Here is a 12,888-nt window from a genome sequence, read left to right on the forward strand (position 1 = left end):
GTCACAGCGCTCTGCCAGCTGTGCGGTAAGTGTCCCAATCGAGCAGCCCGGCTCGAATCCGTGTCCGTAGCGGCGTTGCGGCAGTAGCCCAAGCGTGATCGCGTACTTGCGTTGTTCGTACCACCGCGTCGACAGCTGCCAAGGATCTTCGGTGCCGACATACATCTTGTCGAAGTAGGCGTCAGGCAGCCGTGCGGTCACCGGAATACGACCTCGCCCACCGCGAGCAGTCGCGGAAGCACATAGCCCGGCAAGATCGGCGCCGATTGGCTTCCATTGGGCTCGAACTGACTTCGATAGAAATGGGCGGCGCGGCGCTTGCGCTCCGTCGCCCAGCCGGGTGCGGGCAGGGAACACGCCTGGTCCCACGGCACAGCCTGGTCGGCCGGAAGCGCCCAGTGCCACATCCACACTGGGTATTCCAGCAGCGTGGCGCCGGTGCGCGCACATGCGGCCGAGGCCGCTCGTCCCACTGCCTCGTGGTCCGGATGGCCGTCGCCCCGCCACGTCGCCGCGCACCAGGTTGCACCGCTTGCAGCCTCGAGGATTTCTGTCAGCCTCTCGGTGATGCGGTCCTCGTAGTCGGTCAGCTCACCGTCCGGCAAACCCAGCGATATCTGAGGAGGGGCTCCTAAAAGTCCAGTAGCCCTTCGCAATTCGTACCTGCGAGTGGTTTCCATTCGCAGGCGGTCCGAAGCCGACGCGCCAGGGTGCGCGGCACCGCCATCGCTGACTGACACCACCTGTACTGGAACTCCCGTCGCGGTCAGTTGTGCGATCGTCGCGCCCAAGCCCAGAGTTTCGTCGTCGGGGTGCGGGGCCACCACGATCAACTGTGGGCACTCCCTTAGATCCAGGGTTGACAAGGGCCTATCCCCGAAAGCGGCCAGCCACAACGGGGCTGGAGTCCCGCCGTGCGTCAGCGGCTTGCCCGCAAACCGCGCACAGTTGCCTGCCGGAAGGGTTTTCATGGGGCCCTCATCGCCTGCCGACCCGCCAGCCGTCCGAGCTCGGCCAGATCCCGCTCGGCGTGGCTTTGCCGGATGTAGATGCTCAGGTCGGCGACCCGTTGCGCGTGCCGGCCATCCTGACACAGCGGGCCGGGGCCCAAAGCGCGTCCGGTGCGGGTGATGGCTTCGTCGACCGCGTGTTCCACTACCGTGCGGACGCGACGGGCCAGCAGTTGCGCCCTACCTGACTTGTCGAACGGGTCATCGTCGACCTGACTCGCCGCTGCGGCCAGGATCGCGTCGCCGGCCGCCAGTGCGGCATCCACGGCGCCCAAATGTGCCACCGAGTATGCATCGGCCGACTGGCTTGCCGCGCAGCGATATAGCGGATCGGCGACCCTGCGGGCACCGCCGAGCCAACAGGCGGCCACGCCGATGGCGCCGTGCCAGAACCCGGGCCTGGATAGATAGTCTCCGGGATCGCCCACGGCGACGGCCTGGGCGTTGGTGAACTGGACCGGCCGGGTGTCGCTGCCGGCCATCCCGGCGTTCCACCAGGTGCTGGGCAACGCCTTGACCGCCGGGTCGGTCGCGGTCACCGCGAACAGGCAGCGTGTTCCGTCGAGGAGCCGCGCGGTCACCAGCGCATGGGTGCAGAACCCCGCACCAGAGCACCACACCTTGGTGCCGTTCAGCGTGAACGCACCGTCAGTGTCGGTAGCGGTCAGTACCGCATCGGGGGCCTCGGCCGCCCACACACCCCACAGCTGTCCCGGTTCGGGCGGCTTACCGCCCAACTCGTGAAGTATCGCGACGGCATCGACGTGGGCCTCCGCGATTCTGGCCGCAACAATGTTGTCTTCGGCCAGCTGTGCCAGCCGGTGCCAGCGTTCGGCCGTCCGACCCGAGGCGGGCAGCGGTAACTCGAGTCGACCGGACTCCAGCCAGTGCTGAACCAACCCCGCCGTCACACGCAATCACCCGCCACCGTTCTCCCCATCTGCCTGAGGTGATGAGCGAATCCCAAAGGTGCCCGAGCCCGGGTTCGCGCCGATGTGATCACCGACAATTCGGTGTCTCGATGAATGCGGTAGCCGGCGGCTTCGAACCGCTCGACCAAGTCGACATCCTCGCCGGTTGGCAAGGTGTGGAAGCCGCCGACGCGCCAATATGCCCGGGCGCTGAAGCCCATGTTGGCGCCGTGAACGTGGTTGTGGTCGCCGTCATCTTCGCCCTCATAGCGCCGCATGTAGCGGTCGACGACATCGGCGTTGTGGTGACGCCAGTCGGTGACGCGCACCACGCCCAGGACCATGTCCGCACTAACGCCGAGTTGATGGACCAACCAGGCCGGGTCCACTCGACTGTCTGCATCGGTGGTGGCGAACCAGCTCCTGACGCAGTTACCCAAAAGTGAACCGGCATAGCCGAAGCCGACCGCCCGGGCCGTGCCGACGTTGTGCACGTCGACGCTGATGAAGTGCACATCGGGGCCGTACTGTCCGGCTAGCTCGTCGCTGCCGTCGTCGCTGCCGTCCAGGACCACCACGATCGTGACGGGAAGCGGCGCACACAAGGCGGCAGTCAGCACCGTGCGCAGACAGGCCGGCAGCTTTGCACGCTCGTTGTGGGCGGGGATCACTACGGCGGCAGTGTCATAGGCGCATGGCACGGCGGCGGTTGACATAACCGCAGATTTCCCAATTGGCCACAAGTTAAACGAGCATGGCCGCCGTGCCAGGTTGCTCCCACGACGGGCCGGGTATGACCTATGCACCATGGCAGGCACCGACCCCCACATCGAGGTATCCGGCTGCGCCACGCAATTGCGAGATGCGCTGCGCAGCGCGGCATCGGCGCTCAAGGAGAAGGGGCCACGCTTCGCCTTGGCAGGCAGTTATGCCCTATGGGCTTACGGCGCACCCGAACCGAGCCACGATGTGGACTTGGTGGTAGCGGAGACAGATGTGGAGGCCGCCGTCACAGCCCTAGCCGACGCGGGGTTCGTCATCGAACGCCCCCCGGAGGACTGGCTGTTCAAGGCCCGCGCAGGCAGCGTGCTCGTCGATGTTCTACACCGCATCAACGGCGTGCCCGTTGATGCGGACACCTTGGACCGAGCCGAGCAACAAGACGTGCTGGCAATCCGCATGCCGGTGTTGCCTCCCACCATGGTGCTGGTCCAGCAGCTACGTTCCCTGGGAGAGCACCATTGCGACTTCGCCAAATTACTGCCGGCCGTGCGTGCGGTACGCGAACGGCTGGATTGGAATGGAATCCGGACGCAGACCGCCGATAACGACTACGCGGTCGCTTTTCTGGTGCTGGTCGAGCGACTCGGCTTGACGAGTCAGTGATTACGCAGTTTGGCAACCAATTTGTCTTTGGTCAGGCTCGAATAGCCTGACATGCCAAGCTCTTTGGCGCGCTTCTTGAGTTCCGTCACGGTCCAGTCCTGGTAAGACCCGGATTTCCCGCCCTTGCGGGCGACCTTCGACTTACCCTGTCCGGCCGCCGCGTTCGAAATCCGCGCGGCCTTTTCCTTGGAGTCGCCCTTCTTGCGCAAATCCTGGTATAACTTCTCGTTCTTGATTGACGAACGCGGCATAGTTGATCCTCCTCCACGATGAGACGTCCTAATTCTCCGAGTGCCCGACTCGGGCGCAGAAAAAACCACGTCCTAGGCGGGAACCGGGCCTGTGCGCCGCTCCCAGCAACGGTGCCGGGCGAGAGCGGCAGCGAATTCCTCGACAAAGCGGTCCGGCAACTCATCGGCTGCGGCCGTGGTGGTGATGACGGATTGATCGTTGAGAACGTCGGTGTCATCGGCGAGGCGGTTCGTGATACCGGCGGTGCGCAGCAGGTCAACGCCCGCCCCATAGGCGCCGATCGGCTTCAGATGTTTGTAGGCCTCGGTCACGAAGTGCACGGCGTAGCCATCATCGGACAGGGTCGCTACGGACCGCGGCCCGCACGCCACCACGACGGCGTCGTAGAGCACCGACGCCATCGTCGTGAATGATCGGTCAACAGGGAGCTCGCCGCCGGATCCGCCCTCCAAAGTGCCGCCGGCGACCGGGGCCAACACCTCGACCATCGCACCGCGTTCACCCATCTGCTCGATGAAGCGTTGTGTCCCCACCACATCGACACCATCGGCGGCCAGGACCGCGATCTTGCGCGAAGCGATGGTGTCGCTGACACCGATTTGGGACAGCGCCGGTGACGCGGACACCGTGTCGTCTACCGGCTCCTCGGGCGGCTCGGGCAGACCAAGCTTGGCCGCCACCTGGGCGGCCAGCCCGCCGTCGACCCGCGCGAGTTGTTCCACGACGGCCGAACGGATCTCGGGCATCTCGACCTTGCCGAGCTCGAAGGCAAAGGCGGCGACGATGTGTTCGGCTTCGACCGGCGACATGCTCTGCCAGAACATGCGCGCTTGGCTGTAGTGATTCTCAAACGACTTGGCGCGCTTGCGCATTGCCTGCCCATCCAGCCGCTCGCTGTAGTGGCGGAAAACGTTCTCGTCGGCCAGGGCCGGGCAGCCGCCGCCGATGCTGTTCTTGAAGTAACTGGTGCGGCCTTGCGGGATCGTGTGCTGTCCGTAGCCGTCGTGCTGGTTGGTCCGGACCTCGGCCACCGGCCGATTGATCGGCAGCTGAGCAAAGTTGGGACCGCCCAAGCGGATCAGTTGCGTGTCCAGATAGGAGAAGTTGCGGAACTGCAGCAGCGGATCGTTGGTGAAATCGATGCCCGGCACGACGTTGGCCGTGTGGAATGCCACCTGCTCGGTCTCGGCGAAGAAGTTGTCCGGGTTGCGATTCAGCACCATCTTGCCCACCGGCCGAACCGGAACCTGTTCCTCGGGAATGATCTTCGTCGCGTCCAGAAGATCGAAGTCGAATTTGAACTCGTCCGACTCGGCGACAAGCTGCACGCCCAACTCCCACTCCGGGTACTGGCCCGACTCGATCGCCTCCCACAGATCGCGGCGATTGTAATCGGGGTCCTTGCCGGCGATTTTCTGGCATTCGTCCCAGATCAGTGAGTGCACACCGAGCCGCGGCTTCCAGTGGAACTTCACGAAAGTGCCTTCACCGCTGGTGTTTACCAGTCGGAAGGTGTGCACTCCGAAGCCCTGCATCATGCGGTAGCTGCGCGGCAACGCCCGGTCCGACATCAGCCACATGATGGTGTGCAGGGTCTCGGGCTGCAGCGACACGAAGTCCCACAGGGTGTCGTGCGCCGACTGCGCCTGCGGAATCTCGTTGTGCGGCTCGGGTTTCACCGCGTGCACAAAGTCGGGGAACTTGATGCCGTCCTGGATGAAGAACACCGGGAAGTTGTTGCCCACCAGGTCGTAATTGCCTTGTTCGGTATAGAACTTGGTGGCAAAGCCGCGCACGTCGCGGACCGTGTCGGCCGATCCGCGCGACCCGGCTACCGTGGAGAACCGGACGAACACCGGGGTCTGGACACCCGGGCTGGTCAGGAACTTCGCCGCGGTGTAATCGGCCAGCCAGTCGTCATACGGCTCGAAGTAGCCGTAGGCACCGGCTCCGCGCGCGTGCACTACGCGTTCCGGGATGCGCTCGTGGTCGAAGTGGGTGATTTTCTCGCGGGCGTGGAAGTCCTCCAGCAGTGTCGGTCCCCGTTCTCCAACGGTCAGCGAATCGTCGGTGTGATCGACGCGGACGCCCTGCTGAGTGGTCAGGTATCCGGTGTCGCGACGGAACCGGGCCGGCTCCAGATCGCGTTGCTTGGGATTCTGATCAGTGGCCATTCCGTTGGGGTTACCACCGGCCAACCCGCGCAAACGGCGCGAACGCGCCGGTATTCAACGGCCACCGGATTACCCCCCATCGATGGGGGTAGTCGAAAGCGGTGATTCAGACGGCTGACGTTGGCGCCCTGCAAGGTGTCGTAGCGATTGGCGCGTCAGCCGGCGGAGTCGAAGCGCTTGACAACGTTGCCGCCGGGTTATCTCCGGACGTGCCGTACGCCTACCTGATAGTGCTGCGCGTGCCCGCGGGCGCGCCCAGCATCCTGGCCCGCATCATCGATGTAGGCCATGCCTGGACGGCCGAGGCCCAACTCAGCGCGCGGGACACCGAGCCCGAGGGGGCGATGTGGATTGTGGTGCGAAGCCTGCAGGAAAAGGCACGGCTGGGCCGCGACATCGCCGGCAAAGCCGGAACCGGGTTGCTGTTCCGGCGCTACGCGGCGATCGCGGAGGAAACCGAACGCGTGCTGACCCTGCTCAGAGACCGGCTTGTCGAGCACTGCGCAGCAACGAAGTGATCCCGATGGATGACGTCAATCCCGCTGTCCAGATCCACCAGGAGTCGCACCAGGCCCTTCCGATCCTGGCGGTCGCGGGCGTGCTGGACAGCTCCACCTATCGAACCGTCCGCGACGCCGTCATCAAGGCCGCGATCGACGAGCCGCCCGCGGTGATCGTCGAAATCAAGGGCTTGCATGCGCTGTCCTCGTCGGCCTGGACGGTGTTCACCAGCGCTCGCTGGCATGTCAGCGTTTGGCCCGACGTGCCGATCCTGCTGGTATGCGCCGAGCCGCAGGTGCGCCGCGAGATCAGCGATGTCGGCGTCACAAGATACGTGCCAATACTTTCCACCCGGGAGCTTGCCCTGGACGCCGTGGCGAGCCAGTCCATGCGGATTCGGCGCCGGGCCCGCACCAGCCTGGCACGAAACATCAGCAGCCTCCAGATTGCGCGCAGTGTGATCGCCGAACGGCTCACTCAATGGGACATCCGTGAGGTGATTCCGCTCGCGGCCACCTTGGCCACCGTGTTCGTGGAGAACGTTCTCGACCACACGGAGAGCGCCCCGGTGTTGATCGTCGAGACCTACGAAGACACTGTCACCGTCGCGGTCGAGGACAACAGTTCTCACCTGCCCGGGCGGCACGAAGATAGCGAATTCGGGGCCGACATCGTCTCCGGGTTGGCCATTGCCGCCGCCCTGTGCCGGACGTGGGGTGCCCTTCCGACATCGTCGGGTAAAACGGTGTGGGCACTGATCGGCCGAGAAAACCAGTTCTGACCCCGCGGGTAGTGTTCGAGTCCTTCGGTAAACCCTTATCGACGGACCTGTATGGAACCCACGTGCTGTTGACCAGGACGGCAGCCCGGAACGAAGTTAATGGGCAAATCCCGCAATACCGTCGACAGCGCTTCCAGCCCGCCCGCCGACGCCGGCAGGGCCACCAGCGCAACGCCAGGGCCTCGCCCCGTTGCCCCCGCCACCTACGCAAGTCTTCACCGCGCAGGCCGCTGGCCATAACCCTGACCGCGAGCAACGCCGGACGATCGCCGTTCACCACTTAACTGAGGACCAGCCGACGAAGCCCGGACCAGGCTGCGAGTGGCCGTCCAAACCGTTTCGCGATTACCGGGCAGGGTATGCCACCTGATGTTGGCAGACGGGCGATGCGCGGAGGGTATTGCGGTTGAGGGTTGCAGTTGTCAGCGGCGACGACGTCGTCGGGGGGGACCCAGAGCAGCTGGGCGCAGCGTTAGCGGCGCACGGACACGATGTCACGGTGTGCCTACGACGAGCTAGCCGACGTTCTGCACAGGCGGCCGCGGCGGGCAACTACCGCCGGGTCTCGGTTCCGGTCGGCCCGCACAAAGCGGCATCGCCCGCCGACGTGCTGCCCTATGTGGGGGACTGGGCGGCGGCACTGGAGCGGATCTGGTCAACGGAGCCACCCGATGTCGTGCACGCATACGGCTTGATGGGCGGGTTGGCCGCTCAATTGGCCGCTCGCCGCCGACGTATCCCGACCGTGCAGACCTTCATGGGACTGGCCGCGACATCACGAGGCCATGCCGGGGCCGAACGCCTCGAACGCGAGCGCTTCGAGCACCTGTTAGCGCGCAGCGCGAGCTGGGTGACGGGCGAGAGCAGCGACGATGTCGATGCGCTGGCCCGACTGCGGCACCGTCGGTCCAGTGTGTCCGCCTTGACGTGCGGCGTGGACGCCGAGCGCTACACCCCCACCGGCCCGACAGCGTCGCGCAGCGGGCTTCATCGAATTCTGTGCGTAACGCCAAATCCGTTGTGGTACAACGGAATCGACATCGCGATCCGCGCTTTGCCCAAGGTGCGTGGTGCAGAGCTGGTGGTCGCGGAGAGTGACGGCACGAACGGCGACCACAATGCGGCGCGGACTCGGCTGCAGCATCTCGCTGTGCAACTGGGTATGGCCGACCGCGTCCGCTTTGCCGGCACGGTCGCCGATGACGAACTGCCGAAGTTGATCCGGTCCGCCGACGTCGTGATATGCACTCCTCGGCGGCCACCACGCGCCACCACCGTGTTACAGGCCATGGCGAGTGGGGTGGCGGTGGTCGCGGCCAGCGTGGGCGTCTTGGCCGACATCGTCCTCGATGACATCACCGGTCTCGTGGTGCCGCCTGAGAACCCCGTCGGCTTGGCCGCGGCGACGAGAAGGCTTCTCTGCCAGCGCTTTCAGTCCGACAGCATGGGCTCGTCGGGTCGCAGCCACGCCATCTCGCGCTTCGCGTGGCAACGGATTGCGCTCGACGCATCGAATATATACCGGACCGTCGGGCCGCACGATCAGACATCGACGAGTTCAGCATCGACGGCGGTGCGGTGACGCGATGCGTGCGTCCGCGGTCTTTCTTCCAGGTCGGCCATGACCGCCATGACGAGCGGGGTCGGCAGCAAGCCTCCCGGGCCGGCCGTGGGGTTCGCCGGCGAGCCGACTGACGGGACTGGGTCCCACTACTGCCCCGCCCGGCCGGTACTCGGACGTGAGTCAGAACAGGGTTGCCATCCGGTCACGGTGCAGTACAAGCAATTTCGTACTACCGATGCACAGGCGGCACGCCGATTCTTCGCCGGCGCCTACCAGCCGGCCTGGCGAGTCTCCGGGCTTACGAACCACGCCGCGGTGTCACACCGGCGCAGTGATGCCGGCTCGATGACGGTCGACGAGGTGATGATCCAGGGGCGCCTAACCCTCGAGATCCCGGCGACCGACACCATCGTGGTGATCCAGCCGCGCGCGGGATCGTTGAGCATCGCGGGCGGGCCCGTGGCGACGGCCGACTTCCCGATTCTCGTTGCCCACGGCATGCCGGGCGTATTGCACTGCAATGGCGCACGTTTCGATGTGGTGACCGTCGAGGCTGACGTGCTGAACAAAGTTGCTACGGATTGGCATACGTCGTTAGGGCAGCAGACTCAGTTCGTGAATTGGCGGCCGCGTTCCCGCGCGGCCGTGCGAGCTTGGCACCGAGCGCTGGATTATGCGGTCCTGACGTTGGCCTCCGCCGACACCGCCCAGCAGCCGCTGATCGCCGCGGGGATGGCCAGCCTGCTGGCCGGTGCCCTGCTCGAATGCTACCCGTCCAACCTCGCCGAGCAAGACCCGGCCAGTGATCTCGCGCTGCCCGAAACCCTCAAGGAGGCGGTGTCTTTCATCCACCGCCACAACGCCGAGGACATCGGCATCAACGATGTCGCCGACGCGGTGCATCTGACGCCCCGGGCGGTCCAGTACCTATTCCGCCGGCAGCTCGACACGACGCCGACGGAGTACATGCGTCGTGTCCGGCTCAGCCACGCCCATCAAGAACTGCTGACCGCGACAACCCCCGCCTCGACAGTGACCGAAATCGCTCTGCGGTGGGGGTTCGCGCATACCGGCCGATTCGCGGTGTTGTACCGGCAGACCTACGGCCAGAGCCCGCACACCACGCTGAGGCAGCAAGCCTCATAGTCCTGATCGTCGAGAAGGACGGGTCAGGTCTAAGCATTTCATAAGAATCGTTTGCCGGATTTGCCAAAAACGGACCGAACTTAGGCATAAAATCGTCTCATCCTTAGCTGCGGCAATGGGGCCGCGTTCGAGGGGGGAGCGGTAATGAGTGCTCGACGATCGGCTCGTCTGGTTGACCCGTTCCCCGACCAGCTGCCGCCGAGTAAATCCGTGACGGTCCGGGCGGCCGACGGCACCCGGCTGCACGCGGAGGTGTTCGGGCCGTCCGACGGTTATCCGATTGTGTTGACGCACGGCATCACCTGCGCGATCCGGGCGTGGGCATATCAGATCGCCGACCTGTCCAACGACTACCGGGTGATCGCCTTCGATCACCGCGGCCACGGACGAAGTGGCGTGCCACGGCGCACGGATTACAGCCTCAAACACCTTGCCTCCGACTTGGATTCGGTGCTGGATGCGACCCTGGCACCGCACGAACGGGCCGTGGTGGCGGGTCACTCGATGGGTGGCATCACCATCGCCGCGTGGTCTGAGCGCTACCGCCACAAGGTTCCCCGGCGCGCCGACGCCGTCGCGCTGATCAACACCACCACCGGTGATCTGATCCGGAAGGTGCAACTGCTGCCGGCGCCCTACGGCTTGTCGCCGGCCCGAGTTCTCGCCGGGCGCGCCCTGATCAACGCGTTCGGTGGGTTCCCGGTTCCGGGTGCCGCCCGTATGCCGAGCCGGTATGTGGTGGCGATGCTGGCTACTGGACGAGACGCCGACCCGAGTATCGCCAGGCTCGTCTGCGAGCTCTTCGAGAAGACGTCACCGGCGGGACGGGCCGGCTGTGCGAGGGCGCTGGTCACGTCATTGGGGTCTCGGTATCTCGATCTGGACGGGCTGACCGTGCCGACGTTGGTCATCGGCGGCCAGCGCGACCGGTTGACCCCGATCAGCCAGTCCCGCAGGATCGCACGCACCGCACCCAACCTGATCGAGCTGGTTGAACTGCCCGGCGGTCACTGCTCGATGCTGGAACACCCGCGCGAGGTGAATCGCCAGTTGCGCGGACTCGCTGAAATGGCGGTCCACAACGCGGCCACCCGCCGAATCAGCTCATAGCAGGGCGGTGATCTCGGCGGCGGCGCGCTGCCCGGAGCGGATCGCCCCGTCGAGGAACCCGGTCCACTCGTCGGCCGTTTCGGTGCCGGCCCAATGAATCGGCCCGACCGGTTCGCGCAACCACGGCCCGAACCGCGTCCACGAACCCGGCGGCACCGCGGCGGTGGGGCCGCCGGGCGCGAATTCCTCCACCCCCCAACGATGATCGACATAGTCTAGGGGTTTGAGCGCGTCATCGCCGAAAAGCGTTGCGAAGCAGCGCAATGCGTCGCGGCGGCGCTGATCGCTCGGGAGCGAGTCGAACGCGCGGGCGTCGACAAAACCCATCAGGATGCCGGGGCCGTCGGGGTGCGGACTGACGTCGAAAGTGATGAAGACGGGACCATCGTCGGATAGCGCCTGCCCGGAAAATCCGTTGGTCCGCCAGAACGGCGTGGAATAGGCCGCGTACGCCTTGCTGAGCCGGCCCTGCGGCCAATGCCTGGTGAGTTGCTCGTACTCGGCGGGCAGCGGGGGAGTGAACTCGATCGAGGCGCGATGGGCAGGCGGGATCGCGACGATGACAAATCCGGCCTCGGTCTCGCCGAGATCGGTCGTAATGGTGACGCCCGCGCCGTGGCGCTCTATTCGGCGGACCGGGGCGTTGAGCAGCACCCGGGTACCCAGTTCGGCGGCCGCGGCTTCCGCAATCTGTTGCGTGCCACCGGGGAAGCGGTCCTGTTGGGCACCGTCCTCGACGTCGAGCAGCCGGTCCAGGCCGCCGGCCGCATGCGCGTAGCGGGCGGCGTGCAGCATCGACACATCGTCGGGTTCACAACCCCACGTCACCCGCGCCACGATCGCCAGCAGGTCATGCGACGAAGCGGTCGCGCGCACCGAGCGCAACCAGCCGCCGAGCGATAGGCCGTCGAGTTCGTGGGCGCGGCGGGCATCCCACGGCGCCGCCAGCGGGATACTGCGAGCGATCCTGTCGAACTGCCACCGCAACCGACCGATGTCAAGCAGCCCGGTCAGCGAAAGCTTGGGAATGGTGCCGTGATACGCGTGCGTCCAGCCGCGCCAACGGATGAGGTTTTTACCGTCGTGGTGCGTCGGGGTGGTCGGGACGTCGAGTTCGGCCGCCATCGCCAAAACGGCGTCCTGGGTCGGCCCGACGAAAGTGCCGCCCAGATCGGCCGGCAATCCGGCGACGCTGCCGGTCAGCGACCGTCCACCGACTCGGTCACGGCCCTCGAAAACCACCACGTCGTGGCCTTGTTGAGACAGCTCGCGCGCCGCGGCGAGTCCGGCAAAGCCCGCACCGACCACGACGACGTCGACAATCCGCGGGGGTTTTGGCACGCGGTCTAGTGAACCGCATTTCTACGGTTTTCACGGCAAATTGTGCAAGCTAAGGGAGTGTCGCCGGGGCCGCGTGCCCGGGCAGCCGCCGCAATCCACCCAGGCCAACGGCTGGGGGCGGTCGGGCAGCTACCGCTTGACGATCACCCCGGCGCGCGGGGTACCGGCCGCGGCGTTGATTTGGCTACGGCGCGATCGTTGACCTGGCTACGGCGCGACCGTCAGCCAGTCTTTGAATCCGGACGGGTCGTGCCGCCCCAACGCGCCGTGCTCGTAGAGGCCCCAGCCCTCGACCGGCTCGCCGTCGCCGTCACGGCAGACGGCGCGGCCGACATGGTCGATCACGCCGAAGCCCGCTCGGCCGATGATCGCCGGATCGGTCATGTCGTAGGTCAGGCGCTCGGCGAACTTCTCGCCCTTCCAGGTGCCGTGTATCCAGTCGGAGTCGCCGCCGTAGCCGCCGCCGACGTGAATGGGCACCGGCAGCTTGGACTCCACATCGAAGTGCACCGGGGTGGCGTCGGGGGCGGTGGCGTCGATGGTCGCGCCGGTCGGGATGCGGGTGCCGGAGCGGTAATGGATCTTGACCCGCGGCCAGCCCAACTGCTCGACGCGGCCGTCGCGCCAGATCCGGGTGCAGTCGTTGAGGCTGCGGAACCCGTTGGGCTCCTCCTGGATGATCAGGCAGATCGCGAAGTCGTCGAACGCCATC

At 65.9% G+C, this 12,888-nt stretch carries 14 protein-coding genes; 6 read left to right on the forward strand and 8 right to left on the reverse strand.

The genetic code is table 11. The features are described 5' to 3' along the window. From VFW69_RS07865 to VFW69_RS07880, 4 genes are all read right to left on the reverse strand, one after another. Positions 1–201: SAM-dependent methyltransferase (locus tag VFW69_RS07865; RefSeq protein ID WP_526499873.1), on the reverse strand; the 201-nt coding region annotated here is incomplete at its 3' end. Further along, positions 198–971 carry a PIG-L deacetylase family protein gene (locus VFW69_RS07870; RefSeq protein WP_526499875.1) on the reverse strand — a complete coding sequence of 258 codons (774 nt, stop codon included), beginning with the start codon at positions 969–971 and terminating at the stop codon, positions 198–200. The genes VFW69_RS07865 and VFW69_RS07870, both read right to left, overlap by 4 nt. Beyond that, positions 968–1,921 carry an acyl-CoA dehydrogenase family protein gene (locus VFW69_RS07875; protein WP_526499877.1) on the reverse strand — a complete coding sequence of 318 codons (954 nt, stop codon included), beginning with the start codon at positions 1,919–1,921 and terminating at the stop codon, positions 968–970. The genes VFW69_RS07870 and VFW69_RS07875 overlap by 4 nt, the downstream gene beginning before the upstream one ends. Beyond that, positions 1,918–2,637 (reverse strand): glycosyltransferase family 2 protein, encoded by a 720-nt coding sequence (locus VFW69_RS07880; protein ID WP_526499879.1) that lies wholly within the window; start codon positions 2,635–2,637, stop codon positions 1,918–1,920. The genes VFW69_RS07875 and VFW69_RS07880 overlap by 4 nt, the downstream gene beginning before the upstream one ends. Before the next feature lie 91 nt (positions 2,638–2,728). Here VFW69_RS07880 and VFW69_RS07885 point away from each other — a divergent pair, with 91 nt between their 5' ends. Then, entirely contained in the window at positions 2,729–3,307 is a 579-nt protein-coding gene (locus VFW69_RS07885) for a nucleotidyltransferase (RefSeq protein ID WP_526499882.1), read from the forward strand. Here the strand turns inward: VFW69_RS07885 and VFW69_RS07890 are convergent. Both VFW69_RS07890 and VFW69_RS07895 read right to left on the reverse strand, forming a co-directional pair. Further along, positions 3,301–3,558, reverse strand: a complete 258-nt coding sequence (locus VFW69_RS07890; RefSeq protein ID WP_526499884.1) for a DUF7218 family protein — start codon at positions 3,556–3,558, stop codon at positions 3,301–3,303. The two genes, VFW69_RS07885 and VFW69_RS07890, sit on opposite strands and share 7 nt — an antisense overlap. 72 nt (positions 3,559–3,630) lie before the next feature. Continuing rightward, positions 3,631–5,733, reverse strand: coding sequence for a catalase (locus tag VFW69_RS07895; protein WP_526499886.1), 2,103 nt, complete (start codon positions 5,731–5,733; stop codon positions 3,631–3,633). Between the two features lie 101 nt (positions 5,734–5,834). Between VFW69_RS07895 and VFW69_RS07900 the strand changes: the two genes are divergently transcribed. The 5 genes from VFW69_RS07900 (at position 5,835) to VFW69_RS07920 (ending at position 10,835) form a co-directional block, all read left to right on the forward strand. After that, entirely contained in the window at positions 5,835–6,251 is a 417-nt protein-coding gene (locus VFW69_RS07900; RefSeq protein ID WP_526499888.1) for a chemotaxis protein CheB, read from the forward strand. Between the two features lie 5 nt (positions 6,252–6,256). Further along, positions 6,257–7,015, forward strand: coding sequence for an STAS domain-containing protein (locus tag VFW69_RS07905; RefSeq protein WP_526499890.1), 759 nt, complete (start codon positions 6,257–6,259; stop codon positions 7,013–7,015). Between the two features lie 406 nt (positions 7,016–7,421). After that, positions 7,422–8,597 (forward strand): glycosyltransferase, encoded by a 1,176-nt coding sequence (locus VFW69_RS07910; protein ID WP_526499892.1) that lies wholly within the window; start codon positions 7,422–7,424, stop codon positions 8,595–8,597. Between the two features lie 39 nt (positions 8,598–8,636). Further along, the gene (locus VFW69_RS07915; protein WP_526499894.1) at positions 8,637–9,725 is read left to right on the forward strand and encodes a helix-turn-helix transcriptional regulator; all 1,089 of its coding nucleotides are present in this window, start codon (positions 8,637–8,639) and stop codon (positions 9,723–9,725) included. Between the two features lie 144 nt (positions 9,726–9,869). After that, on the forward strand, positions 9,870–10,835 hold the full coding sequence (locus VFW69_RS07920) for an alpha/beta fold hydrolase (RefSeq protein WP_526499896.1): 966 nt from the start codon (positions 9,870–9,872) through the stop codon (positions 10,833–10,835). On the opposite strand, the gene VFW69_RS07925 is transcribed toward VFW69_RS07920, so the two are convergent. Both VFW69_RS07925 and VFW69_RS07930 read right to left on the reverse strand, forming a co-directional pair. Next, positions 10,830–12,176 (reverse strand): flavin monoamine oxidase family protein, encoded by a 1,347-nt coding sequence (locus VFW69_RS07925; RefSeq protein WP_526499898.1) that lies wholly within the window; start codon positions 12,174–12,176, stop codon positions 10,830–10,832. The genes VFW69_RS07920 and VFW69_RS07925 overlap by 6 nt on opposite strands. Positions 12,177–12,383: 207 nt before the next feature. Then, the coding region (locus tag VFW69_RS07930) for an Rv3169 family protein (RefSeq protein WP_526499900.1) at positions 12,384–12,888 on the reverse strand (505 nt) is incomplete at its 5' end.

Source organism: Mycobacterium sp., from assembly GCF_036273375.1.
Taxonomy (GTDB): Bacteria; Actinomycetota; Actinomycetes; order Mycobacteriales; family Mycobacteriaceae; genus Mycobacterium.